The following is a 23,537-nucleotide window of genomic DNA, read 5'->3' as shown; positions in this document are numbered from 1 at the left end:
AATGGCCTTAAATCATGCCGTGCCAAAAACACGCGCGAAGATCGTGTCGACATGACGGTAATGATAACCGAGGTCGAACTTCTCCTCGATCACGTCCGGGCTCAGCGCCGCGGTTACTTCCGGATCGGCCTTGAGCAGTTCCATCAGCGACAGTTCGCCGTCGGACTCCCACACTTTCATCGCGTTGCGCTGGACGAGGCGATAGGCGTCCTCGCGGCTCACCCCGGCCTGGGTCAGCGCCAGCAGCACCCGCTGCGAGTGGACCAGCCCGCCCATGCGATCGAGATTCTTCTGCATCCGCGCCGGATAGACGAGCAGCTTGTCGACCACGCCGGTGAGGCGGGCGAGCGCGAAGTCCAGCGTGATCGTCGCGTCCGGGCCGATATAGCGCTCGACCGAGGAGTGGCTGATGTCCCGCTCGTGCCACAGCGCGACATTCTCCAGCGCCGGGGTGACATAGCCGCGCACCATGCGGGCGAGGCCGGTCAGGTTCTCGGTCAGCACCGGGTTGCGCTTGTGCGGCATGGCGGACGAGCCCTTCTGGCCCGGCGAGAAATATTCCTCGGCCTCCAGCACCTCGGTGCGCTGCAGGTGGCGGATTTCGACCGCGAGGCGCTCGATCGACGAGGCGATCACGCCCAGCGTGGCGAAGAACATCGCATGGCGGTCGCGCGGGATCACCTGGGTCGAAACCGGCTCGACCGACAGCCCCAGCTTGGCCGCGACATGTTCCTCCACCCGCGGATCGATATTGGCGAAGGTGCCGACCGCACCCGAGATCGCGCAGGTGGCGATGTCCGCGCGGGCGGCGAGCAGGCGCGCCTTGTTGCGCTGGAACTCGGCATGCGCCTCGGCCAGCTTGAGGCCGAAGGTGACCGGCTCGGCATGGATGCCGTGGCTGCGGCCGATCGTCGGCGTCATCTTGTGCTCGCGGGCGCGGCGCTCCAGCACGTCGAGCAGCGCGTCGATATCGGCCAGCAGCAGGTCGCTGGCGCGGGCGAGCTGCACCGCCAGGCAGGTGTCGAGCACGTCGGAGCTGGTCATGCCCTGGTGCATGAAGCGGGCTTCCTCGCCCACCTGCTCGGCCACCCAGGTGAGGAAGGCGATCACGTCATGCTTGGTCACCGCCTCGATCGCGTCGATCGCGGCGACGTCGATCGCCGGCTTGGTCGCCCACCAGTCCCACAGCGCCTTGGCGGCGCTCTGCGGCACCACGCCGAGGTCGGCGAGTGCTTGCGTCGCGTGCGCCTCGATCTCGAACCAGATGGCGAAGCGCGTCTCGGGCGACCAGATATCGGTCATCGCGGCGCGGGCATAACGGGGGACCATGGCGTTCCTTCGTGTGCGGAAAAGGGGGTGCCCGGCAGCCCCGGGCGGGTCGCCGCTGCGCCTAGCAAGAACCGGGCAGAGCGGCAACCGAACGCGCGGTCCGGCCGTTGTCCGGAGCATAGGAGAGGTCCGATGCTCATATCGCTGTTATCCGCCGCCGCGCTTCAGGCCACCGCGCCGGCGCAGGACCTGCCCGCCCAGCCGGTGCAGGCCGGCCAGTCGCCCACCGCCACCCAGGCCATGCCAGGCACCCAGCCGGTGCCCGCCGACCGCCCGCTATCGGCCCCCGCGCAACCTGCCGGCCCGCTTCCCGCGGCGGAGGCGGCGCAGCCCAGTCCCCGCCCGGATCCGGCGAAGCTGCCGGTGGAAGCCCAGTTCGCCCGTTACGACGCCAATGGCGACGGGATGTTCGACAAGGCGGAATATGGCAGCTGGCTGACCGCACTGCGCACCGCCAAGGAATCGGATTTCAAGGCGGACAGCCCCGAGGGACGCGGCTGGATCGACGGCAGCTTCGCCTCGGCCGACGCGAACCGGGACGCGAAGGTGAGCCGCGAGGAACTCGTTCGCTTCCTGACCCCGAAAGCGGGATGACTTCGCCGTTGCAGCGGGCAACGCCCCGGCTATGATGCGCGCATGGCGCAGTTGATCGATCGCTTCCAATCCTCCACCGCGGGCTGGCTGAAGGGCTCGTTCGCGGGCTGGGCGACGCTCGCTTCGTGCCTGATCGGCGTCGGCTTCGTGATCCTGGCGCTGCGCTGGATCGGCAACAAGGCAACGCTGTACGAAGTGACCGAGGACCGCATCGTCCTCTATCGCGGCATCGTCCGCAAATCGATCGACGAGATCGAGCTGTACCGCGTCAAGGACGTGCGGCTCGACTATTCGATCGTCAACCAGATTTCGGGCATCGGCACCCTCACCATCACCTCGTCGGACGAGACGACGCGCGGTGGCCCGCTGGTGATCCGCGACGTCGAATATGCGCGCGAGCGGCGGGAGAAGCTGCGCGAACTGGTCAGCAACGCCCGTCGCCTGCGCGGGGTGCGCGAAGTGGACATGGTGCAGGAAGACCTGCGCGGCTGATCCTGGCCGATCGCCAGACCCTATGCATCGTCACGCTGAGCTGCTAGGAAGCAGCTATCGACTCGTATCACGTCCCGGCCGCAAGCGTCCTTTCGGGCATTCGCACGGCCAGTTTTATCTGACGGTCGCACCATAAAAATCGTAACGATCTGATCGCAAAACACTGCTCTCAAGGGGGAGAGGCGTGTGGGTACGAACTATCCGAAGCCGGCCGTCCGGCGACTGAAGGTCTATGCCTTCGATCCGCAGGCGTCCGTCACGCTGTCGACGGCGATGGCCAACGACTATGTCATCGAACTGCCTTGGGAGCAGCGCTGGGAGGCGCCGCTCGAGAAGGGGCCGGTCAATGATTATGTCGAGGTGATCGACGTGGATCCGGCGGCAGGTCTGGTCTACGCGCCGGTCGACCTGAACGATCCCTGGCTGCGCGACGGCGGGCTCGATCCGTCCGAGGGGCGGCCGCAATTCCACCAGCAGATGGTGTTCGCGGTGGTGATGCGCACGATCCGCGCGTTCGAACGCGCGCTCGGCCGGGTGGTGCTCTGGGCGCGCGACGAGCAGATCTCGTGGCGCGACACCGCGCTCACCCCGGTGGAGCGCAACTTCACCCCCCGGCTGCGGATCTATCCGCACGCGCTTCGGGAGGCGAACGCCTATTACAGCCCGGCCAAGCGCGCGCTGCTGTTCGGCTATTTCAAGCCGGACCAAGACGCCGCGGACGTCCAGGCGAGCTGGGTGTTCACCTGCCTGTCGCAGGATATCGTCGCGCACGAGACCACGCACGCGATCCTCCACGGCATGCGCCAGCGCTCGATCGAACCGAGCGGCATCGACGCTGCCGCCTTTCACGAAGGCTTTGCCGACATCGTCGCGCTGCTCCAGCATTTCTCGATGACGCCGGTGGTGCGGCAGCTGCTTGCCGCCAGTAACGGGTCGCTGCGCGAAGCCGGGCTGTTGACCGGCCTCGCCGAGCAGTTCGGCCGGGCGATCGGCCGCAGCAAATCGCTGCGCTACGCGCTGGAAGCATTGGGCGACCGCGCCGCGGCACCGGCGGACGGATCGGCGGCCAGCATCACCGCCGCCATCCGCACGCTGGGCGCGACGACCGAGCCGCATGCGCGCGGCGGTTTCCTGGTCGCCGCCGTGTTCGATGCGTTCGTCACCATCTACGAACGCCGGACCGAAGACTTGCTGCGGCTCGCCCGGCCGGGGCTGGTGCCCGGCAATGGCCTCAGCCCCGATCTCGTCGGCCGGCTGGCGAGCGAGGCGGCCACGGCGGCGGATCAGGTGATGCGCATGTGTGTCCGCGCGCTCGACTATCTGCCGCCGGCTGGGGTGAAGTTCGGCGAATATCTGCGCGCGATCATCACCGCCGACACCGATCTCGTCCGCGACGACCCGCTGCGGTACCGCGTCGCCTTTGTCGAGGCGTTCAAGCGCTGGGGCATCACCGTGCCCGGCTGCATCTCGATGGCGCCGGACAGCCTGTTGTGGGACGCGCCGCGGCTGGAGGACTATCCGGACATCCTTCGGCATGCCGAGACCGATGCGAAAGCGCCGTTGGCGGACCCGGCCGACGCACTGAGCATGTTGTTCACCGACATGCTCAGCCGGCTCAAATTCGGGGTGACCTTCGAGGCCGCCGACAAGGGCGATGCCGCCTATTCGATGGGCGACAACGGCCATCGCAATCTGCGCGACCTGGCGATGCAGGTGGTCGTCCACAATCAGCGCGCTATTCACGACTGGCTGGAGGGTCGCGTTACGGACTCGGCCGATTGGGAGCGGCTGCTCGGGCTCCGCCTGATGCCCCTGGCCGACCGGCAGGACGATGGCTGCCGTCCGCTGCTGTCGATCGAGGGCAGCCTCGGCGATCGCCGACGCAAGCCGCAGCCCAGGTTCGAGGTTCATTCGGCCCGCATCTCGCGGCGCACCGGGCCGGACGGATTCGAAATGCACCTGCTGATCGCCGAGGTCGTCCAGCGCCGTCGCGGCTATTTCGACAAGGAAGAGCAGGCCGCCGCCGATCGCGGCGACAAAAAGGTGATCGGCGACATCCGCTGGACGACGCCCGACTTCTGGTTCCGCGGCGGCGCGACGCTGCACGTCGATCTGCGCGACGGGCGGCTGCTGCGCATCCTGCGCAAGCGGATCGACGATGACGACCGGCTCGAGCGCGAACGCGCCTTCCGCAGCGGCGAGACGACCGGGGAACCCGCCGCCGCGCCCCACCCCAACGAACCCTTCGCCTTCATCCACCGGGGGATCTGATGGCCAGTGCAGCACCGGCGGCCACGGCGCCGCTCCAGGTCTTTGTCCGCATGTACCGCGCGCTCAAGCCCGGCGCGGCCTATCAGGGGATGCTGGGCGACTGTTTCCTGATCCGGCTGGTACAGGGCGACCAGGCCTCGCACATCCTGATCGACTGCGGCCTGCTGCTCGGCAGCGCCGAGGCCGATGCGCGGATGCAGGCGATCGCCGCCGACATCGTCGCGACCACCGGCGGCGTGCTCGACCTGCTGGTCGTCACGCACGAGCATTGGGACCATATCTCCGGCTTCTCCCAGGCGCAGGACGTGTTCCTCGGCGCCCCCGATCCGGCGACCGGCACGGAGACGCTGCAGGTCGCCCATCTCTGGATGGGCTGGACCGAAAAGGATGGCGATCCGCAGGTCGAGCGGCTGCGCACCCGCTTCGACAAGGCGGGCTTCGCGCTCAACGCGCTGGCGGCGCGGCTGGAAAGCCAAGGCGCCGCGGCCGCGTCGCAGGCGGTGGAGCTCCAGGGCTTTCGCGGCGCATCGAGCAACGGTGCCAGGCGCCTGCAGGGCCGCGAGATCATGGCGGCGCTGAAGCGCAAGTCCAGGGCCGCGCCGCAGTTCCTGGAACCCGGCACCGTGCTGCCCACGCCGGCCGGCCGCCCCGGCGCCCCCGCGCTGCGCGCCTATGTCCTCGGCCCGCCCCGCGACGAGCAGTTCCTGTTCAAGGACAAGCCCTCCGCCAAGGCGCCGGAAACCTATCTCGCCGAGCTGAAGCTGAGCGAGGACATCCTCCGCTTCGCCGAGAGCGGCGACCTCGCCGCCGATCCCGACACGCCGTTCGCGCCGCCCTATCGCACGCTCAAGGTGGCGGACGTCCGCGCTGCGATGGAGGCAGGCGCACCGCTCACCGGGGATGCGGCGTGGGTCGCGGAGCGCTATTACGGCTATGTCGGGCCGTCGGCCAAGGCCAAGCCCGGCCCGCGCGACCAGTTGCTGGACGCAGCCGGCAAGCGCCGCACCGTCGATGCCGACTGGCTGGGCGCCGCCGATCCGCTGGCGCTCAAGCTGGACAGCGATACCAACAACACCAGCCTGGCACTGGCCTTCGATCTGCCCGATGGCAGCGCGATGCTGTTCGCCGCCGATGCGCAGGTGGGGAACTGGCTATCATGGTACAGCCGCACCTATCGCGACGAAACCGGCGCCGAGCACAGCGCCGAACAGATCCTCAACCGCACCCGCTTCTACAAGGTCGGCCATCACGGCAGCCATAACGCCACGCTCGACGCCAAGGGGCTGGCGATGATGACGCGCGATGATTTGGTGGCGGCGATTCCCACCGACGAGGCGTTCGGGAAGACCCAGGGCCGCAGCGGCTGGCAGATGCCCAATCCGCGCGTCAACGCCGCGCTGCTCGCCCGCACCAAGGGCAGGATCCTGCGCAACGATCGCCACTATGACAGCGCCGCGCGCGCCGCCGATCCGGAGCTGCGCGGCGTCGACGCCGGCTTCTTCGACCGGGTCGAGGAGACGGATCTCTATCTCGAATATCATGTGCTCTGAGGATCAAGGAGGGGTAGTCTGATGCCGACCATTCATGACGCACGCGACGTGATCGCGACGACCGAGCTGCCTGCGATCGAGGCGTTCGCCGCCGATGCCCCGACCGGCGGCGGCCTGCCGGATTTCGATGCGGACAAGGAACAGGCCGTGGTGATCGGTTCCGACGTCGTGTCGTTCGGCACCGGCGTCGATGCCGAGTTTCGCCAGGCGATTGCGGACAGCGCGCTGTTCGCGCAGCTTGCCGCGCTGAAGGAAGTGGGCGCGGACGCCGATCCGATGCTGTTCTTCGACGCCTATTTCCGCCGGCTGATCCAGCTGGGCTGGATGGTGCAGCAGCGCGACACGTCGGAACTCGACGTGAAGGGCGACGGGTTCGACGTCCACCACGCGATCACCGGGGTGATCACCGCCTTTCTCGCCCCCATCGCCGGCGCGGCGCAGGCGGTGCTGGCGGTGCTCGACGGGCTCTACCAGATGAACACCAGCGCGCCCTTCATCACGCTGTTCAACAAGCGCAGCACCCGGCAGAAGATCGGTCGCTTCCAGTTCACCTATGTCCGCAATGGTGCCGATAACGGGCTGCTTGCCGAGATGGCGGCGTTCGGGCTGGTGGCGGACGAGGTCATCACCCAGCTGCTGTTCTTCAAGATCCACAAGAACCGCGCCTCGGTGCGCCGCAGCCTGGGCCAGCTTTCGATCGCGCAGGATGCGCTGAGCGGCATTCGCGCGCAGCTCGCCGCCAAGGTGCAGGCCTATCGCGTGTCGATGATCGCCGAGGCGGATCTCGGCCCGGTGGAGGCCTGATCCATGGCGAAATGCCCCTTTGCCGAACAGATGCCGATCAGCGGCACCTCCGGTTCGTTTCTCGGCGGGCCCTACAAGATCGTCCACCACACCACCGAGGGTAGTGGCGCGCAGGCGGCGTTCGATGCCTTCCGCACCAAGAAGGCGGATCCGCACTTCACCGTCGATGCGGTGAAGATCTACCAGCATATCGACACCGGCACCGCCGCCCGGGCGCTGCGCCACCCGGCGGGCACGCCGGAAACCAATCGGGACAGCGCGCTGCAGATCGAGCTGGTCGGCTTCGCCGGCGCGAACAAGAACCCGCGCGCGCTCGCCAATGTCGCGCGGCTGTGCCGCTGGCTGGAGGAAACCCATGCCATCCCGCGCAAATGGCCGGCGGGTCCGCCCAAGCCGGGCGTGAAGGGGCGCGATCCCGGCGGCCATGCCCGCGACCAGGCGATCTTCGACAAGCAGGGCGGGCATTACGGCCATTCGCAGGTGCCGAACAATTCGCACTGGGATCCCGGCTATTCGGCGCTCGAATCCGCCTACATCCTCGCCGCCGAGTTCGATGCGAAGGGCCGCCTGAGCAACCCCGATCACCCGGCAGTGAAGGCGCTTGCCGACCGGCCGCTGGCCGCCGCGCCCGAGCACCCGGAGATCATCGCCGACCACAATGACGATGTGGGCGAGCCGGAGTGATCCGCCGCATTTGATACCACGCCGACCACGCAGGAGCATGCCATGGCAGACCAGTTCGCGGGAACCGAAGACGGCGATGTCGATCAGCTGTTCAATTCACCCGATTATGATGCGGACGGGGTCGGCCTTGCGCTGTCGGGCGGCGGCTACAAGGCCGCCGCCTATCATGTCGGCGCGCTCGTCCGGCTGAACGAGCTGGGCTGGCTGCCCCGCCTCTCGCGGGTGACCAGCGTCTCCGGCGGCTCGATCACCGCCGGGTTTCTGGGGTGCAACTGGCACAAGCTCGCCTTCGATGCGAACGGCGTGGCGACCAATTTCGATGCGGTGATCGTGCAGCCGCTGCACGCCTTTCTTACCGAAGTGAACTTGGACGTGACGCAAGGGCTGCTCGGGCTGCTGCTGCCGTTCCGCTCGGCTGCGGACGGCGTGGCGGGCGGCTATGACAGGCATCTGTTCCACGGCGCGACGCTGCAGGACCTGCCCGAGGAAAGCCCCGGCACCGCGCCGCGCTTCGTGATCCTGGCGACCAATTACGAACTCAACTCGCTCTGGCGCTTCGCCCGCCCCTATGCCGCCGATTATCGTGTGGGGCGGATCGACCGTCCCACCCTGCCGCTGTCGCGCGTGGTCGCGGCCTCCTCCGCCTTCCCGCCCTTCTTCTGCCCGATCGAGATCGATCTGCGCGGCCAGCGCTGGATCCCCACGCCGGGCGCGGACAAGCATGGCGGCCAGTTTCTCGAACGCGCGCTGCTCGCCGATGGCGGCATCTACGACAATATGGGGCTGGAGCCGATCTGGAAGCGCTATGGCACGCTGCTCGTCAGCAATGCCGGCGGGCATTTCGACGAGGCGCATCATCCCACCGACTGGTTCAGCCTGCTGCTGCGGGTGATCAACATGATCCACCGCCAGGCGGAGAACAACCGCCAGCGCCCGCTGATGCTGCTGGCGAAGCTGAACCAGCGGCGCGTCGGCTATTGGCCGCTGCGCAACACCGCCGCCGACTATTCCCACCCCAGCGTGCAGCTGCCGAGCGCCGCGGACGTGGCGGCCGCGCAGGACGAAAGCGTCCGGCTCTGGTCGCTCGGGCTCAAGGCGTTCGCACGGCTCGCCAATCACGGCTACAGCCTGTGCGACAGCGCGCTCGGATCCTATCTCGCGCCGCCGCCGAACCCCAAGGCCGCGCACTTGCCGTTCTGAAGCCCGTCGCCGAGGATATTTTTCGCCACGGCATGTCACATCCCCCGCTGCCGCCTCGTCATGCTCGCAGTTCCCCGAACAGAAGGACCTGCGATCATGACCGGACGTACCAACCCCTATGCCGCCGCCCCGGATCTGCTGAAGGCATGGCTGGATTTCTCCACCCTGGTTGCGCAGAGCGGCCTGGAGGACTCGCTGCTGGAACTGGTGAAGCTGCGCGCCTCGCAGATCAACGCCTGCGCCAACTGCCTCAACATGCACAGCTACGAGGCGCGGCGCGCGGGCGAGAGCGAACAGCGCATCGCCCTGCTGCCCGCCTGGGAGGAAGCCCCCTGCTACACGCCCCGCGAACGTGCCGCACTCGCCTGGGTCGATCACCTCACCCGCATTGCGGAAAAGCGCGCGCCCGGGCCGGTCTATGACGCGCTCGCCGCCGAATTCAGCAAGGAAGAACAGGTGCAGCTGACGCTGGCGATCATTGTGATCAACGGCTGGAATCGCCTCGCCATCGGCTTTGACCTGTTCATGCCGGAGCTCGGCTGGAAGGCATGAGCAACGCCGCCGCCTTCGACGCGCTCCGGCCGGTGCTGCTCCGCCTCGCCTACCGCATGCTCGGCTCGCTCGCCGATGCCGAAGATGTGGTGCAGGAGGCGTGGCTGCGCTGGAGCGCCGAGGACCGCGCGGCGGTGCGCATGCCCGAGGCATTTCTGCGCCGCATCGTCACCCGCCTGTGCCTGGATCTGCTCAAGTCGGCGCGGGTGCGGCGAGCGGGCTATTTCGGGCCTTGGTTGCCCGATCCGCTGGTCGAGCCGGAGATGGCGGAAGACGTGACGCTGCCGCTGCTGCTGGCGTTGGAGCGGCTTTCCCCGCTCGAGCGCGCGGCGTTCCTGCTCCACGACGTCTTCGATGAGAGCTTCGAGACGATCGCGGAGAGCCTGGGACGCGCCCCCGCAGCGTGCCGCCAGCTTGCCGCCCGCGCCCGCACGCATGTCCGTGCCGAACGCCCGCGCTTCCCGATAGAGCGCGGGCACGGCCTGGCGATCGCCGAGGCCTTTTTCGCCGCGTCGCGCGAGGGCGACATCGCGCGGCTGGGCGCGATGCTGGCGGCCGATGTCACCCTGCATTCCGACGGCGGCGGCAAGCGTCCAGCCGCCGGGCGGGTGATGCGCGGACTTGGCGAGGTCACCCGCAGTTTCGCCGCCATCGCCCGGCTGATGCGCGGGCGCAGCAGCACGCTGCTCCGTACCGCCTATGTCAACGGCCTGCCCGGCTTCATCACGCGCGAGCCGGACGGGCTGTTGCAGACCACCGCGCTGCTTATCGACGATGGCAGGATCCGCGCCGTCTATGTGATGCGAAACCCGGACAAGCTACGCCATCTGGAGGCCGTGCTGCACTGAAGACGGCCCCGTGGTCAGCCGAGATCGGGTGCGATTTCCACCCCCAGACCGTCCAGCGCGGGGCCGAAGGCGATCTGGCAGGACAGCCGCGAGGTCGCACGGCGCTGGCTGGCGCCGTCGAGCAGCGCATCCTCGTCCTCGCTGATCGGCGGCAGCCGGTCTGCGAAGGCCGGATCGACATAGACATGGCAGGTCGCGCACGAACAGCAGCCGCCGCAGAAGGCCGGCAGCGATTCGAACCCGGCATCGCGGATGATTTCCATGACGCTCAGCCCGTCCTGCGCCTCGACCGCCGTCTGCGCACCGGCAGGCGGGGTCACCAGAAGTTTCAACATGTCTTCACCTTGAACGAAGGGGAACGGGAGGCGCGTCGAGGCGCCTCCCGCGGGTGGAAAGGATGCACCGCCGCCCGGCGGCGCGGTTCAGTAATGAATGCGGAAGTCGATGCCGACGCGCCGCGGGGTCAGGACCGAGCGGGCGTAATAGCGCTCGACCACCCCCGTGCGCGCCTGGTTGTACGAGCTGAGATCGTTGCTCACCGAGGTATAGGCATATTTGTTGAAGATGTTGTCGGCGAACAGCCCGACCTCGAACCGATCGCCGCGATAGCTCAGCGAGGCACGGTGGGTCATATAGTCCGGAATCGCCTCGCCGTTGCCGCGCAGGCCGACGCGCGAATAGATGTCGCCGGTATAGGTGGCGGCCCAGTTCGCCTCGATCTCGCCGCCATGGGGTAGCGGGTAGGTATAGGTCAGCTGCGCGCTGCCCGAATGCCTGGCCGATCCGGGCAGCCGGTCGCCATCGGCCGCGTCGTAGCGAACCCCCTGGCTGACGACGAGGCCGACGACATCCTCCGTCAGGCGCGCATCGATATAGGAATAGGTCCCCTGCACGGAGAGCCGCGGCAAGACCTTGAAGGTGCCGGAGAATTCGATGCCCTTCGATTCGGCGGCGCCGGCGTTTGTGGTGATGCCGACCGCGCCGTTGACGGTCTGGCTGGGCACCTGCACGCCGCTCCACGTGACCCGATAGGCGTCGACGGTGAACTGCAGCCGCTTGTCGAACAGCGAGGCGCGGACGCCGACTTCCATGTTGCGCGTCTTGTCCGGCCCGTAGACCAGTTCGTTGGGCAGCGCGCAGACATTCTGCCCGGGCGGCAGCGGCACCACGCAGGGCGCGACGCGGTTGACGCCGCCGATCCGGTAGCCGGTGCTGTAGGTCCCGTAGACGAGCAGATCCGGGCTGAACTTGTACGAGGTATTTGCCTTCCACACGACGCCGTCGTCGCCGGTGCTGCCGGAGCGGACCCGGCTCGGCGCGAACTGGATCAGCGGATAGGGCGTGCGGGTAAGGCCGCCGCCGAACAGCGGGGTGTCGGTGCCGCCGGTCGCGGTCGCGTCATACTTGAAATAGCGCAGGCCGCCGGTGACCTGCCAGGCCGAGGTGGCGTGCAGCGTCGCCTCGCCATAGACCGCCTTCTCCACGGTCTTGGTGTTGACGAACGAGATATATTCGAGGTCGTCGGGCCGGTTCACGCCCGCGAACGCCGCGAAGCCGGGCGTGTATTCCTGGCGGTCGCTGGCATATTTCAGGCGGTTGTAGAAGCCGCCGATCACCCAGTTGACCGGCCCGCCGTGCGAGGAGACCAGCCGCACCTCCTGGTTGAACTGTTTGTAGCTGCGATGATTGTTGGCGAAGGACGAGAAGGCCGGGAACGCCTCATATCCATAGTCCAGATCCAGCAGCAGATCGGTATTGTCGTCGGTGTTGACGATCCGCTGCTCGGTATACGCCGTCGTGCTGACCAGCTGCGCGACGTTGAACAGGTTGATGTTGAATTCCGCCGAATACAGATCCGCCTTGCGGTGGAACGGCTCGAGATAGCGCCACGGCCCCTCATATCTGCCGGTGCCCAGCACGCCCGCGCCATTGGCCTGGCGGCCATTGGTCTTGGTGTCCTGATGCGCATAGGTGAGGAACGCCTTCACGTTCGGATTATATTCGAGCAGCAGCGTGTTGCGCGTGGTGAACGTATGCTCGAAATTGACGTCGTCCTGCCGCTTGAAATTCGCCGCATAGTCCGCCTGCGTGCCGAGCGAGCCCTGCGCCGCCGTGGCGCCGCGTACCGGCTGGGCATCCGAGATGCCGGGCCGCTGGAGCATGTAGTTGTAATCGATGAAACCGGGATTATCGTAATAGCCGACCACCGATCGCAACGCGATATGATCGGTGAGGATCGGCAGGTTGACCGTCACGTCGCCGATCCGCCCGAAGTCGCTGCTGTGTGACTGGGCATAGCCGCGGCCGTGCAGGTCCACCGAGAAGCGGCTGGTGTTGGGCCGGTTGGGCATGTAGCGCACCGCGCCCGCCAGCGTGCCGAGGCCGTAAAGCGTGCCCTGCGGCCCGAGCAAGGTCTCGACGCGCGCGATGTCGATCAGCTTGAAGTCGAGATAGAGCGGCACCTCGCCCAGATAGACGCCGACCGCATCGTTCCCGTTCGCGCCGTTGACGCTGGTATCCCCCGACTCGATGCCGCGCAGGATGATGTTGCCGGTGCTCGCGGGGCCGGTATCGACAATGGTGAGGCCGGGCGTGAAGGCGGCGAGCCCGCGCACATCGTCGATGCGCTGGCGGGCGAGCGTTTCTTCGGAAACCGCGCTGATGTTGATCGGTGCATCCTGCAGGGTGACGCTGCGGCGGCTGCCGGTGACGACGATCTCGTTGCCGCCCTGGTCCTCCGTCTGCTGCACCGCCGGGGCGCCGGCCCCTTCGGTCTGCGCCGCCGCGCGGGTCGCGCCGAAGCTTGCGAGAACGGTTGCACCCAACAGCGCCGCGCGGGAAATCGATCGTGCCACCCTAGCCCCCTTTTCTGGTCTGGTCCCTGGCCGCCACGCTGTGCGGCTGGCTTGTGACCGCAGACTTTGGGGAAATCCGATGCACCGCCATGGGGCGTTTGACGTACCGCATCGCAGCAATCCCGGGCGGGGACAGACGCGAAACGCCGCGCACCCTGAAAGGTGCGCGGCGTCTTCCGATCAAGCGAAGCGCATTAGCGCGCGGTGGCGACCGTCGTCGGCGCCAGGCTCCACCAGGACAGGGTGTGGACATCGTGCGCGCTGGTCCACACGCCCGTGCCGGCGAAGCGCAGCGCGCCGCTGCCGCTCGGCTTGCCCAATCGGCCGAGGATCGCGAGCGACTTGGGATCGATTGTCACGAAGGTCTGGTCCGCGGTGGTGCGCAGCCACACCATGCCGCCGCCGGTATCGATATCGCCATAGAGCAGGTCCGCGCCGACCTTGACCCGGCCGGACACCGTCATCGCCGCGGGATCGATCCGCGCGAGGGTACCGTCGCCTTGTTCCTGCACCCACACCGCGCCCTCGCCGGCCGCGAGGAAGCCCGGCTGTTTGCCGAGTTTCACGCGCCCGGACACCTGGTTGGTCGCCGGGTCGATGCGCTGGAGCGACTGCTGGCCGCTGCTGACCGCCCAGAGCGCGTCGAAGCCGAAGGCGAGATAATGGGTCCCGGGGTCCACCGCGACCGAGGCAACCACGCGATTGTCGCCTGGATCGATACGGGCGATCTTGCCCGCATCGTCGCTCGCCACCCAGATCGATCCCGCGCCGGCGACGACGTTCAGCTCGCCCTTGGGATTGGCGATGCCGGTGGGAATCGCCGCCAGCAGCCTGGCGGTCTTGAGATCGATGCGGTTGAGCGTGCCGTCCTTGCAATCGGCGACCCATAGCGATCCTGCCGCGATCGCCATCGCGCCGCACGGATGTGTCATCGCCACTTCGTCGCGCTTGCCGCCGCGCGACCAGCGCTCGACGCGGCCCTTGTTGGTCGCCCAGACGCTGTCGCCGTCCACCGCGAGGAAATCGGCGAAGCCGGGCACGGTGAGCACCTGCTCCTCGCGCGGCTGCGGATCGGCATCCACGGGCGCGGCGGCGATCAGCATGGCGAGCATCGGCATCCAGACCATCGCTCAGCCCGCCGCCACGTCGGTGGTGGCGCTCGGGCGCTGCTTCACCCTGGCGAGGATCGGCTGGAAAGGGTACAACCATTGCTCGCGGATCGACAGCCGCCGCCGCTCGTCCTGACCGACCACCGAGGCCTCGCCTTCCTTGTAGGTGCCGAAGATCCGGTCGAGCAGGATCAGCGAGTTGCCGTAATTGCAGCGCGTGTCCTCGTACAGCACCGAATGGTGCAGGCTGTGGTGCCGGATCGTGGTGAACACGAAGCTGTACCAGATCGGCGGATCCGCGCGGACATTGGCGTGCGCGAAGCCGGAGACGACGCCCAGCACGCTCACCGCGCAGAAGATCGCGGTCAGCGGCAGGTCGAGCAGCGCGACGACGCTGAGGCTGATCAGGAACAGCTCGATCGGATTGCCGACATAGCCCTTGGCCGCATTGAGCTGGGTGATGTGGTGGTGCGGCGCATGGGTCAGCCAGAAGGGCGCCGAATTGTGCATCAGCCGGTGCATCCAGTACTGGCCGAACTCGATCAGGAAGATCACCAGCGCCACCTGCGCCAGGAACGGCCAGTGCATCAGCCACGGCGTCGCGATCCCCAGCGACTGTTTGAGCGCGAGCAGCGGCGTATCGGCCAGCGTGCGCGACGCCCAGGAGATCGCCGTGGAACTGAGCACGACGTAGAACAGGTCGGTCCAGAACTCGCGCCAGTTCATCCGCCAGCCGGCATGCCGTTCGAACACGAACTCCAGGCCCTGGATATACAGCGTGATCAGCGCCGAGACGATCACGATCGTCCAGGGGCTGGCGAGGATGGCGGCGGGCGCGAAGGCCCAAAAGCAGACGACCGCCACCACGGTCGCCGGCGGAATCAGGTTCACGAGCCCTTTGGTCATGCGCTTTTCGTCCCGATCGCGAGCGAGGCGATGCCGCCCCGCGCCGATCTGAAGCCTAGCCATGCAAACGATGCACGCGCAGGTGGCCGAATGACGTAGCGGCCCCGAAAACACGCGGCCGCGCGCATCCGTTCGGGACACGCGCGGCCAGAAACGCCGGTCCGAGGTGCGGGCTCAGCGCAGCGACGCGACCTGCACGCCACGGCTGTTGCTCGCCTGGGCGACACGCGCCTCGATCTGGCTGCGGACCTGCTCGGCGACATCGGCGCGGCACAGGCGGGCACGGGCTTCAAGCTCCGGATGGATCGTGGCGAGATTCTCGCCGCACACGGCGCGCGCGGCCTGGTCGACGCGGGTGGCGAGGCGCTGCTGGCCGTCGGCGGTGGCGAGGTCGAGCCCGGCGAGGGTCAGCGTCGCGCTCGGCTTGCCGAAGCCGGTGTCGGTGGTGCCGGCAACAGCGGCGGTGCTGATCGAGAGGGCGGCGGCGGCCGCGACGAGCATCTTCATGGCAATCTCCTGCAACCAACGTCCGCCTCAGCCGGGCGGTCGAGGCGCACCTAGTCACAGGACCCAAGAATTGCAATAAAGAAGCGCCAACAGCCGCAAATAACTTCAGCACCGCAAGGGTAGCCGAAGCTTTGCAACGCAGCATTCGGTATTACGCAGCCACCTTCAAAATAATACGTGTCAGCAGGACTCCCCTATTATTACCGATCAGCGCGCCCGTACCACCAGCGCGGCGAGTTCCGTGTTGTGTCCAAGCAGCCCGACCGGCAGCCGCACCGCTTCGCGCTGCTCCACCCGCCCGGCGGAATCGACCACCGTGACCGACAGCGTGCGCGCGAACGGCGTCGCCAAACGCCTTACGCTTGCGAGCGGAATTCTCGTCTTCCAGCCGCGTTCGCCGCGGGTCGGCACGACGCGATCGTTGATCAGGACGGTCGCGTCGGCGGAGCTGCGCGCGCCCCGGACGAGCAGGCATTCATCGGCACCGCACCGCACCAGCTTGGCGCTGGGCGGCGTTCCAGCCTGCGCGGCCGGCGCCGTCATCGCGGCGATCCCGAAGGCAAGGCGGAGTGCAATTCCCATGATCGACAGGCTGAACCGAGCCGCCGCGCCGCACCATGGGGCGTTTGACGTACGCTTTTCGTCAGTCGATCGCGATGCCGCGCTCGGCGAAATAGGCGGCGACCGGCGCCAGCACCGCTTCGTGCCGTCGCCAGCGCGCCACCGAGTCGCGGTAGATCGGGCGGCGTACCTGCGCCGCGCTGGGGGTGGAGACCGCCCCGCCCTGCGCGTGGAAATCCAGGCAGCGCTCGGACCAGTCGAGCCCGCAATGCGCGAGCAGGCGACGGGTCGCGCCTTCCTGGTCGGCGACGACATCTTCGTAGCGCAGCTCCAGGATACGCCCGGGCAGCTCCGCGCGCCACAGGGCCATCAGCCGCTCGAAGCCGGCCACATAGGCGGCAATGTCGAGCAGGTCGTAGCTATAGTCATAATAGCGCGAGCCGATCGCGAACAGGTTGCGGAAATTGGCGAGCACCGTGTCCATCGGGTTGCGGCGCAGGCATACGATCGCGGCGTTCGGCAGTGCGCGCGCGGCGATGCCGGCATAATGGAAATTGCCGGGGAACTTGTCGACAAAGCGCCGCTCGGGCAGCCGCCGGTGGTGCGCGGCGCGCGCGAGATAGTCGCGGCCGATCGCACCGAGATCGGTGCCCGATGCGGCATGCAGCGTCTCGGGATCGAGCACCGTGCGGCTGCGCGTGCCGGAGGCGGCCTTCACCGCCAGCGGCAATGCCTGAAGCTCGCCGACGCTCTCCACCGCGGGATGCGCGGCGAGGATGCGGTCGACCAACGTGGTGCCGGTGCGCGGCATGCCGAGGATCAGGATCGGCGCCTCGGCGGGCGCGTCGGTAACCGGCGCGGCGGCGAAGGCCGGCCAGCTCCCCGCCACCGCATCGACGATTCCCGCGTCCCGCGCCGGATCATATCCCAGCGCCGCGCGATGCTCGGCATTCACTTCCAGCAGGCAGGCCAGCGCCGCGTCGCCATGGCCGATATCCTCCAGCTCCTTGGCCAGCGCATAGCCCGTCAGCAGCCGGTCCGCCCCCCGCGCACGCTGCTTCGCCGCCTCCAGCCGGGCGACATGGTTGCGCTCCGGCGCCTGCTTGCGCAGCCCGGCGAGCAGATGGTGGGCGCGGGCATCGTCGGGGCTGCGCGCCAGCAGCGTCTCCAGCACCGCCTCGGCATCGTTGGCGCGGCCCAGAAAGCTCAGCGTCGCCGCCTGGTTGTAGAGGAACTGGTCGTTCTCCGGCGCCAGCGCCACCGCCTCGGTGAAATGCGGCAGCGCGGCTTCATGATCGCCGAGCCGGGCATAGACGCAGCCGATCGTGTCGCGGGACAGCGCATCGGCAGGCGGGTCCGCCTCCGCGGCGACGAGTTGCGCGGCCGCATCGCCGTCGCGCCGCACCAGCGTGTAGAGCCGGGCGAGCTGCGCGCGATATTCGCCGCGCGGCGCTTCCGCCACCGCCGCCTCGATCTGCCGGATCGCCTCGCCGATCCGCCCCTGCTCCGCCGCGATCACGCCCAGCAGGAACATACCCTCGGCGGAGGGCAGCGTCGCCGAGGCCAGCCGCGCCGCCCTCTCGAAGTCCCCCCGCTCCAGCGCCGCCCGCGCCGCCGCCGCCGCGCTCATCCCGCCAGCGTCGCCACGGCGATCGCCGTCGCCGAGGCGCGGTTCTCGACGCCCATCTTCTGGAAGATCTGCTCGAGATGCTTGTTCACGGTGCGCGGGCTGATCTCCAGTATCTCGCTGATCTCGCGATTCTGCTTGCCCCGGCTGAGCCACACCAGCACCTCCGCCTCGCGCGAGGTGAGGCCGTGCCGATCGGCGAGGACGCGTTCGGCATCGCCCTCGCGCTTTTCGGTCAGGCGGAACAGCCATTCGCGCGCGCTGGTCTGGCGCAGGAAGCTGCACTGGAGTGCGCTGTCACCGATCTGCAGGCTCGCCTGCGCGCCCGGCGGCACCGCCGGATCCTGCAGCCGCCGCACGATCGCCGCGAGTTCGTCGGGCAGATCCAGCGCGCGCGGCGACCAGGCGGGGAACAGCCGCGCGATCGTGTCGGCGGCGAGCGGGGTCAGCCAGCTGGTCTGCCCGCCCCCGTCCACCGCGAAGGAGGGCCGCCCGGCGGTATCCAGCGCGAGCTGGCTGCTCTGCGTGATCCGCGCATTGGCCAGATGCACCGTCACCCGCGCCAGCAGCTCGTCCACCACGATCGGCTTGTGGACATAATCGACCGCACCGGCATCGAGCCCGCGCACGACATGCTCGCTCTCGGTCAGCCCCGTCATGAAGATCACCGGCACGTGGCGGAAGCGGCCGTCCTGCTTGATCCGCCGGGTGGTGCTGAACCCGTCGAGCCCCGGCATCACCGCGTCCATCAGGATCAGGTCCGGCCTGCCATGCTCCAGCAGCTCCAGCGCGGCGAGCCCGTCGACCGCGATCAGCACGGTCATCCCGGCCTGCTCCAGCGTCGCGGTGAGAAAGCGGAGCGATTCGGGGGTGTCGTCCACCACCAGGATGGTGGCGCCGGGATCGCTAGCGGACATCGTCGAGCGTCCTTGCCAGCCCGCGCAGATCGAACGCCTCCAGCTGCGGCCGCAGCCGCGCGACGAGATCGACGCTTTCGGGGACGTCCCTCTCCAGGTTCACCAGCGTGGTTTCGATTCCGCGGACATGCCCAAGCTTCATAAAGCGGCGGAGATCGTCGAGATAGGGTGTCGCTGCAACCGGCAGTGCCAGGGGTGGCCTGGGCGGTGCCGGCGCGGCGCCCGCCTCCTCGACGATCCAGCCGAGCCCCAGCTGGCGCGCGATCATGTCGAGCAGCGCATCGAGATCGACCGGCTTGGTGAGGAAGGCATCGTGCGCGCGCCTTCCGTCGCGGCCGGCATGGAATTCATGCGCGTTGGCCGAGACCATCACGATCCGCAGGTCCGGGCCGAAACGCGCCCGCAGCTGTTCGGCCACATCCCAGCCGCTGGTGCCGGGCATCTGGATGTCGAGCAGCACGAGATCGGGCGAACAATGGTCGGCAAGCGCGAGGCCCGGCGCACCGCCGCTCGCCTCGAACACCGAGAAGCCGAGCGGGCGCAGCAAATGGTGGACCACGGTGGTCTGCGCCGGGCTGTCGTCGATCACCAGGATCGTCCGCCGCGGCCCCTCATAGCCGGTGACGCGGCGATAGGCCGCCGCGCCCGCGGGCGCCTCGATCGGTTCGGGGAGCAGCAGGCGGAGCAGGAAGCTGCTGCCCTTGCCCAGCTCGCTCGTCACCGTGACTTCGCCGCCCAGGATGCGCGCCAGCACGCGGGTGATGGCGAGGCCGAGCCCGATGCCCGGCTGCATCACTGCATCGGGCTCGCGGCCTCGCTCGAACGGCTCGAAGATGCGTTCCAGATCCTCGGGCGGGATGCCCGGGCCGGTGTCCCGCACCTCGATCGCGGCGCTCTGGCTGCGATACCGCACCGTGAGCGTCGCGCCGCCCTTGTCGGTATATTTGATCGCGTTGGACAGCAGGTTGATCAGGATCTGGCGCAGCCGTTTCTCGTCGGTGCGGACATAGGCGGGCAGCCGTCCTTCCACGACATAGTCGAGCGACAGCCCCTTGGCCGATGCCTGAACGCGGAACATCTCCACCACCTGGTCGAGCAGCGCGGGCAGCCGCACCAGTTCCTGCCGCACCTGGAGCACGCCGCTTTCGACGCGCGAGATGTCGAGCAGGCCTTCGACGAGGTTGGTGAGATGCTCGGCCGAGCGGCGGATCACCCCGCCCGCCTCGCGCGGCGGGATCGAATCGCCGCGTTCGAGCAACTGGGCATAGCCATAGATGGCGTTGAGCGGCGAGCGGATCTCGTGGCTGACCGCGACGAGATAGCGCGTCTTGGCGGCGTTGGCGGCCTCCGCGGTTTCCTTCGCCCTGCCGAGCGCGGCTTCGGTTTCCTTGTGCGCCGCGATCTCCGCATGAAGCCGCTCGGTCTGCGCGTGATTCGCGGCTTCCGCGGCGCGGTGACCGGCGCGCGCCTTCAGGAACAGCCGGATAAAGGTCGCGGCAACGGCCAGCGCCAGCCCCAGGCCGATCGTTCCGAGGATGCGCGCCATCGCCATGGATTAGCGCCCTCGACCGGGAGCAGGCTGCACCTGCATTCCTCCCCGGTACAGGGAGGGGGACCGCTCACCCGAAGTCGCTGCTCCTCCCCCTTGACGGGGGAGGATAGCGTAGCTTGGCAGCTTGCTGCCTAGCGAAGCTTGGAGAGGGTGAGCGGTTGCGCAGCAACCGCGCTCCCATCGCTGCGCGATGGGCCCCTCCCTCCCCCGCAAGGGGGGAGAGGTTAAGCGCAAGTGCGATTGCCGGGAGGTTCCGAGGAGGAGCGGAAGGCGCGCCGACCCACCCCGAAACCGAGGCTCGCCAGTGCCTGAATGACGCATTGCAGCATCACGATTTGGGGTGACACATGCCATATGACATGCCTATAAGTCGTATTACTGGATTGAGCAAACGTAATATCGGATGCGACCGTCCGGCGGCTGAAATTCGCGCTTTCTCGCGCTGCGAAGATGGGGGTCGATCATGATAAAATGGGGTTCCAAGGCGCGGGTCGTGGTCGCGGCAATGGCGATGCTGGCGACGGCGTCGTGCGGCGGCAGCGGCACTCCACCCAAGGCGCGGACCGAGTTCAACATCGGCTGGTCGATCTATGCGGGCTGGATGCCCTGGCCCTATGCCGAACAGGCCGGCATCGTGAAGAAATGGGCCGACAAGTACGGGCTCAAGATCCACTTCACCCAGGTCAATGATTACGTCGAGTCGGTGAACCAGTTCAACGCCGGCAAGCTCGACGGCGTCACCGTCACCAACATGGACGCGCTCACCATCCCCGCCGCCGGCGGCAAGGATACCAGCGCGATCATCCTGGGCGATTATTCCAACGGCAATGACGGCATCGTCCTCAAGAACGCCAAGAGCCTCGCCGACATCAAGGGCCGCACCGTCTATCTCGTCGAGCTGTCGGTCTCGCACTATCTGCTCGCGCGCGGGCTCTCCACCGTTGGCCTTCAGCTCTCGGACGTGAAGACGGTCAACACCTCGGACGCGGACATCGTCGGCGCCTTCGCCAATCCCGCCGCCACGGCCGTCGTCACCTGGAACCCGCAGCTGACCGAAGTCGCCAAGCTGCCCGGCGCCACCAAGGTGTTCGATTCGAGCCAGGTCCCCGCCGAAATCCTGGACCTGCTCGCCGTCGATACCGCGACGCTCAAGGCGAACCCCAATCTCGGCAAGGCGCTGGCGGGCATCTGGTACGAGACGATCCAGCTGATGCAGAAGAAGGACGCCGCCGGCGCCGCCGCCCGTGCGGCGATGGCCAAGCTCGCCGGGGCCACGCCGCAGGCGTTCGACGCGCAGCTCGCCACCACGCATCTCTACGGCACCCCACAGGACGCGGTTGCCGCCGTGAAGTCGCCGGCGATCGGCGCAACCATGGTGAAGGTCCGCGACTTCAGCTTCTCCAAGGGGCTGTTCGGCCAGGGCGCCAAGTCGGCGGACGCGATCGGCATTTCGGTGCCGGGCAAGACGATCGGCGACGCCAACAACGTCAAGCTGCGCTTCGACCCGACCTATATGGAGCTGGCCGCGGCCGGCAAGCTCTGAGGCCGGACCGCACATGCGCTGGGTGAACATCCGACCCCGCCGCCGCACCGGCTGGCTGCTGGGGAGCCTGCCGCTGCTGCTCGCGGCGCTGGTCTATCTCGTCGCCTCGGCGGCACGGCACGCCGAGAACCCCTCGGACAAGCTGCTGCCCACGCCGGGCGCGATGGTCGAGGCGATGCACGGCCTGCTCGCCCAGGCCGATCCGCTCAGCGGCAAGCTGCTGTTCTGGGCGGACACGCTGGCGAGCCTCGAACGGCTGGGCCTCGCGCTCGGCATCTGCGCGCTTTCGGCGCTGCTGGTCGGCATGGTGCTGGGCGTGCTGCCCGCCGCCCGCGCCACCTTCGGCGCCTTCGTCACCACCATCGCGGTAATCCCGCCGATCGCGCTGCTGCCGGTCCTGTTCATCGTCTTCGGGCTAGGCGACACTGCCAAGGTCGCGCTGATCGTGATCGGCGTCACCCCCTTCCTGATCCGCGACCTTGCCGACCACATTACCGCGATTCCCCAAGAGCAGCTGATCAAGGCACAGACGCTCGGCGCCAGCAGCTGGCAGCTCGCGCTCCGCGTCGCCCTGCCCCAGGCGCTGCCCCGGCTGATCGCCGGCATCCGCCTCTCGCTCGGGCCCGCCTGGGTCTATCTGATCTCGGCCGAGGCGATCGCGTCGGACATCGGGCTCGGCTACCGGATCTTCCTCGTCCGCCGCTATCTCTCGATGGACATCATCATCCCCTATGTCGCCTGGATCTCGATCCTCGCCATCCTGATGGACGTGGCGCTGGCCCAGCTGAGCAAGCGCGCCTTTGCCTGGGCGCATGGAGCCGGCCGATGAGCGCGCTCCTTTCCTTCCAGAATGTCTGGCTCGAATATGGCGACAAGGTCGTGCTCGAACGCGTCGAGCTCGACATTGCCGAGCGCAGCTTCGTCTCGATCGTCGGCCCCTCCGGGGCGGGCAAGAGCAGCTTCCTGCGGCTCGCCCTCGGCCAGGAACGCCCGACGCGGGGCAAGATCCTGCTCGACGGCACGCCGCTCCCCGGCGAATGCGGGCCGGATCGCGGCGTGGTGTTCCAGCGCTATTCGGTGTTCCCGCACCTGACTGCGCTCAGGAACGTGATGTTCGAGCGCGAATGCGTCGGCGCCCCGCTGACCGCCCGGCTGTTCGGCGCCGCCCGCCGCCGCGCCCGCGACGAGGCCGCCGCGATGCTCGCCGAGGTAGGGCTGGGCGACGCGCTCGACCTCTATCCCGCCCAGCTTTCCGGCGGCATGCAGCAGCGGCTCGCCATCGCCCAGGCGCTGATCGCCCGCCCGCGCGTGCTGCTGCTCGACGAGCCGTTCGGCGCGCTCGATCCCGGCATCCGCCAGGACATGCACCGGCTGATCCTCAAGCTGTGGGAAGAGCACGCACTCACCGTGCTGATGGTCACCCACGACATTTCCGAGGCGTTCAACCTCGGCACGCGCGTGCTCACCTTCGACAAGCGCCGCATCGATCCGCACGCCCCGCACCGCTTCGGCGCGACCGCCGTCTACGACCTCCACCTCACCCGCAAGCGGCGCGAGGCGATCGTCGAGGCGCAGCAGGAAGTATTACGATTGACAGAATCAGTAATAACCGGGAAAGAGGAATCACTGTGAAGGA

General features: G+C 68.0%; 22 protein-coding genes. 12 read left to right on the top strand and 10 right to left on the bottom strand.

The features are described 5' to 3' along the window. Positions 1 to 12: 12 nt before the first annotated feature. Positions 13 to 1,329, bottom strand: coding sequence for an adenylosuccinate lyase (purB, locus tag S2M10_RS07085; protein WP_168845494.1), 1,317 nt, complete (start codon positions 1,327 to 1,329; stop codon positions 13 to 15). Between the two features lie 132 nt (positions 1,330 to 1,461). Here purB and S2M10_RS07080 point away from each other — a divergent pair, with 132 nt between their 5' ends. The 9 genes from S2M10_RS07080 (at position 1,462) to S2M10_RS07040 (ending at position 10,324) form a co-directional block, all read left to right on the top strand. Next, the gene (locus tag S2M10_RS07080) at positions 1,462 to 1,923 is read left to right on the top strand and encodes an EF-hand domain-containing protein (protein WP_168845493.1); all 462 of its coding nucleotides are present in this window, start codon (positions 1,462 to 1,464) and stop codon (positions 1,921 to 1,923) included. A gap of 42 nt (positions 1,924 to 1,965) precedes the next feature. Continuing rightward, positions 1,966 to 2,415: a PH domain-containing protein gene (locus S2M10_RS07075; RefSeq protein ID WP_168845492.1), complete on the top strand. Its 450-nt coding sequence runs from the start codon at positions 1,966 to 1,968 to the stop codon at positions 2,413 to 2,415. A 186-nt stretch (positions 2,416 to 2,601) separates the two neighbouring features. Beyond that, positions 2,602 to 4,686 carry a hypothetical protein gene (locus S2M10_RS07070; protein ID WP_168845491.1) on the top strand — a complete coding sequence of 695 codons (2,085 nt, stop codon included), beginning with the start codon at positions 2,602 to 2,604 and terminating at the stop codon, positions 4,684 to 4,686. After that, positions 4,686 to 6,236, top strand: coding sequence for an MBL fold metallo-hydrolase (locus S2M10_RS07065; RefSeq protein ID WP_168845490.1), 1,551 nt, complete (start codon positions 4,686 to 4,688; stop codon positions 6,234 to 6,236). Before S2M10_RS07070 ends, S2M10_RS07065 begins: the two co-directional genes overlap by 1 nt. 21 nt (positions 6,237 to 6,257) lie before the next feature. Next, complete coding sequence (locus tag S2M10_RS07060; protein WP_168845489.1) at positions 6,258 to 7,040, top strand: hypothetical protein; 783 nt, start codon at positions 6,258 to 6,260, stop codon at positions 7,038 to 7,040. 3 nt (positions 7,041 to 7,043) lie between these two features. Next, positions 7,044 to 7,724 (top strand): N-acetylmuramoyl-L-alanine amidase, encoded by a 681-nt coding sequence (locus tag S2M10_RS07055; protein WP_168845488.1) that lies wholly within the window; start codon positions 7,044 to 7,046, stop codon positions 7,722 to 7,724. Between the two features lie 42 nt (positions 7,725 to 7,766). After that, positions 7,767 to 8,924, top strand: coding sequence for a patatin-like phospholipase family protein (locus S2M10_RS07050; RefSeq protein WP_168845487.1), 1,158 nt, complete (start codon positions 7,767 to 7,769; stop codon positions 8,922 to 8,924). Between the two features lie 96 nt (positions 8,925 to 9,020). Next, complete coding sequence (locus S2M10_RS07045) at positions 9,021 to 9,476, top strand: carboxymuconolactone decarboxylase family protein (protein WP_168845486.1); 456 nt, start codon at positions 9,021 to 9,023, stop codon at positions 9,474 to 9,476. Then, on the top strand, positions 9,473 to 10,324 hold the full coding sequence (locus S2M10_RS07040) for a sigma-70 family RNA polymerase sigma factor (protein WP_168845485.1): 852 nt from the start codon (positions 9,473 to 9,475) through the stop codon (positions 10,322 to 10,324). The genes S2M10_RS07045 and S2M10_RS07040 overlap by 4 nt, the downstream gene beginning before the upstream one ends. 14 nt (positions 10,325 to 10,338) lie before the next feature. On the opposite strand, the gene S2M10_RS07035 is transcribed toward S2M10_RS07040, so the two are convergent. The 9 genes from S2M10_RS07035 to S2M10_RS06995 all read right to left on the bottom strand — a co-directional run bounded on the left by S2M10_RS07035 (position 10,339) and on the right by S2M10_RS06995 (position 20,358). Further along, the gene (locus tag S2M10_RS07035) at positions 10,339 to 10,659 is read right to left on the bottom strand and encodes a 2Fe-2S iron-sulfur cluster-binding protein (RefSeq protein WP_168845484.1); all 321 of its coding nucleotides are present in this window, start codon (positions 10,657 to 10,659) and stop codon (positions 10,339 to 10,341) included. An 87-nt stretch (positions 10,660 to 10,746) separates the two neighbouring features. Next, positions 10,747 to 13,179 carry a TonB-dependent receptor gene (locus tag S2M10_RS07030; protein ID WP_168845483.1) on the bottom strand — a complete coding sequence of 811 codons (2,433 nt, stop codon included), beginning with the start codon at positions 13,177 to 13,179 and terminating at the stop codon, positions 10,747 to 10,749. 194 nt (positions 13,180 to 13,373) lie between these two features. Continuing rightward, the gene (locus tag S2M10_RS07025; protein WP_247650684.1) at positions 13,374 to 14,291 is read right to left on the bottom strand and encodes a YncE family protein; all 918 of its coding nucleotides are present in this window, start codon (positions 14,289 to 14,291) and stop codon (positions 13,374 to 13,376) included. Positions 14,292 to 14,309: 18 nt separating this feature from the next. Beyond that, on the bottom strand, positions 14,310 to 15,194 hold the full coding sequence (locus tag S2M10_RS07020; RefSeq protein WP_168845481.1) for a sterol desaturase family protein: 885 nt from the start codon (positions 15,192 to 15,194) through the stop codon (positions 14,310 to 14,312). Positions 15,195 to 15,368: 174 nt separating this feature from the next. Further along, on the bottom strand, positions 15,369 to 15,701 hold the full coding sequence (locus S2M10_RS07015) for a UrcA family protein (protein ID WP_168845480.1): 333 nt from the start codon (positions 15,699 to 15,701) through the stop codon (positions 15,369 to 15,371). A 207-nt stretch (positions 15,702 to 15,908) separates the two neighbouring features. Continuing rightward, entirely contained in the window at positions 15,909 to 16,283 is a 375-nt protein-coding gene (locus tag S2M10_RS07010) for a hypothetical protein (protein ID WP_168845479.1), read from the bottom strand. Between the two features lie 61 nt (positions 16,284 to 16,344). Beyond that, positions 16,345 to 17,892, bottom strand: a complete 1,548-nt coding sequence (locus tag S2M10_RS07005; RefSeq protein ID WP_168845478.1) for a sulfotransferase — start codon at positions 17,890 to 17,892, stop codon at positions 16,345 to 16,347. After that, positions 17,889 to 18,806, bottom strand: a complete 918-nt coding sequence (locus tag S2M10_RS07000; protein WP_168845477.1) for a DNA-binding response regulator — start codon at positions 18,804 to 18,806, stop codon at positions 17,889 to 17,891. Before S2M10_RS07000 ends, S2M10_RS07005 begins: the two co-directional genes overlap by 4 nt. Then, positions 18,796 to 20,358 carry an ATP-binding protein gene (locus S2M10_RS06995; RefSeq protein ID WP_168845476.1) on the bottom strand — a complete coding sequence of 521 codons (1,563 nt, stop codon included), beginning with the start codon at positions 20,356 to 20,358 and terminating at the stop codon, positions 18,796 to 18,798. The genes S2M10_RS07000 and S2M10_RS06995 overlap by 11 nt, the downstream gene beginning before the upstream one ends. A gap of 463 nt (positions 20,359 to 20,821) precedes the next feature. On the opposite strand from S2M10_RS06995, the gene S2M10_RS06990 reads away from it, so the two are divergent. The 3 genes from S2M10_RS06990 to S2M10_RS06980 are packed head-to-tail and all read left to right on the top strand — an operon-like array spanning position 20,822 to position 23,533. Further along, on the top strand, positions 20,822 to 21,901 hold the full coding sequence (locus tag S2M10_RS06990) for a putative urea ABC transporter substrate-binding protein (RefSeq protein ID WP_168845475.1): 1,080 nt from the start codon (positions 20,822 to 20,824) through the stop codon (positions 21,899 to 21,901). A gap of 13 nt (positions 21,902 to 21,914) precedes the next feature. Next, positions 21,915 to 22,730: an ABC transporter permease subunit gene (locus S2M10_RS06985; protein WP_168845474.1), complete on the top strand. Its 816-nt coding sequence runs from the start codon at positions 21,915 to 21,917 to the stop codon at positions 22,728 to 22,730. Further along, on the top strand, positions 22,727 to 23,533 hold the full coding sequence (locus S2M10_RS06980; RefSeq protein WP_168845473.1) for an ATP-binding cassette domain-containing protein: 807 nt from the start codon (positions 22,727 to 22,729) through the stop codon (positions 23,531 to 23,533). The genes S2M10_RS06985 and S2M10_RS06980 overlap by 4 nt, the downstream gene beginning before the upstream one ends. The last annotated feature ends 4 nt before the right edge of the window (positions 23,534 to 23,537 follow it).

This window comes from Sphingomonas sp. S2M10 (genome assembly GCF_012650175.1).
In the GTDB taxonomy this organism is placed as follows: domain Bacteria; phylum Pseudomonadota; class Alphaproteobacteria; order Sphingomonadales; family Sphingomonadaceae; genus Sphingomonas.
The sequence above is the reverse complement of the archived record's forward strand: the minus strand, read 5'-3'. Positions and strand labels throughout refer to the sequence as shown.

Excerpts from the sequence above, each read along its gene's own strand:
- S2M10_RS07000 (WP_168845477.1), bottom strand. The coding sequence starts at position 18,806 with ATGTCCGCTAGCGATCCCGGCGCCACCATCCTGGTGGTGGACGACACC.
- S2M10_RS07055 (WP_168845488.1), top strand. The coding sequence starts at position 7,044 with ATGGCGAAATGCCCCTTTGCCGAACAGATGCCGATCAGCGGCACCTCC.
- S2M10_RS07005 (WP_168845478.1), bottom strand. The coding sequence starts at position 17,892 with ATGAGCGCGGCGGCGGCGGCGCGGGCGGCGCTGGAGCGGGGGGACTTC.
- S2M10_RS06990 (WP_168845475.1), top strand. The coding sequence starts at position 20,822 with ATGATAAAATGGGGTTCCAAGGCGCGGGTCGTGGTCGCGGCAATGGCG.
- S2M10_RS07060 (WP_168845489.1), top strand. The coding sequence starts at position 6,258 with ATGCCGACCATTCATGACGCACGCGACGTGATCGCGACGACCGAGCTG.
- S2M10_RS07075 (WP_168845492.1), top strand. The coding sequence starts at position 1,966 with ATGGCGCAGTTGATCGATCGCTTCCAATCCTCCACCGCGGGCTGGCTG.
- S2M10_RS07065 (WP_168845490.1), top strand. The coding sequence starts at position 4,686 with ATGGCCAGTGCAGCACCGGCGGCCACGGCGCCGCTCCAGGTCTTTGTC.
- S2M10_RS07040 (WP_168845485.1), top strand. The coding sequence starts at position 9,473 with ATGAGCAACGCCGCCGCCTTCGACGCGCTCCGGCCGGTGCTGCTCCGC.
- S2M10_RS07035 (WP_168845484.1), bottom strand. The coding sequence starts at position 10,659 with ATGTTGAAACTTCTGGTGACCCCGCCTGCCGGTGCGCAGACGGCGGTC.
- S2M10_RS06980 (WP_168845473.1), top strand. The coding sequence starts at position 22,727 with ATGAGCGCGCTCCTTTCCTTCCAGAATGTCTGGCTCGAATATGGCGAC.
- S2M10_RS07020 (WP_168845481.1), bottom strand. The coding sequence starts at position 15,194 with ATGACCAAAGGGCTCGTGAACCTGATTCCGCCGGCGACCGTGGTGGCG.
- S2M10_RS07010 (WP_168845479.1), bottom strand. The coding sequence starts at position 16,283 with ATGGGAATTGCACTCCGCCTTGCCTTCGGGATCGCCGCGATGACGGCG.
- S2M10_RS07025 (WP_247650684.1), bottom strand. The coding sequence starts at position 14,291 with ATGCTCGCCATGCTGATCGCCGCCGCGCCCGTGGATGCCGATCCGCAG.
- S2M10_RS07050 (WP_168845487.1), top strand. The coding sequence starts at position 7,767 with ATGGCAGACCAGTTCGCGGGAACCGAAGACGGCGATGTCGATCAGCTG.
- S2M10_RS07045 (WP_168845486.1), top strand. The coding sequence starts at position 9,021 with ATGACCGGACGTACCAACCCCTATGCCGCCGCCCCGGATCTGCTGAAG.
- S2M10_RS06995 (WP_168845476.1), bottom strand. The coding sequence starts at position 20,358 with ATGGCGATGGCGCGCATCCTCGGAACGATCGGCCTGGGGCTGGCGCTG.
- S2M10_RS07015 (WP_168845480.1), bottom strand. The coding sequence starts at position 15,701 with ATGAAGATGCTCGTCGCGGCCGCCGCCGCCCTCTCGATCAGCACCGCC.
- S2M10_RS06985 (WP_168845474.1), top strand. The coding sequence starts at position 21,915 with ATGCGCTGGGTGAACATCCGACCCCGCCGCCGCACCGGCTGGCTGCTG.
- S2M10_RS07080 (WP_168845493.1), top strand. The coding sequence starts at position 1,462 with ATGCTCATATCGCTGTTATCCGCCGCCGCGCTTCAGGCCACCGCGCCG.
- purB (WP_168845494.1), bottom strand. The coding sequence starts at position 1,329 with ATGGTCCCCCGTTATGCCCGCGCCGCGATGACCGATATCTGGTCGCCC.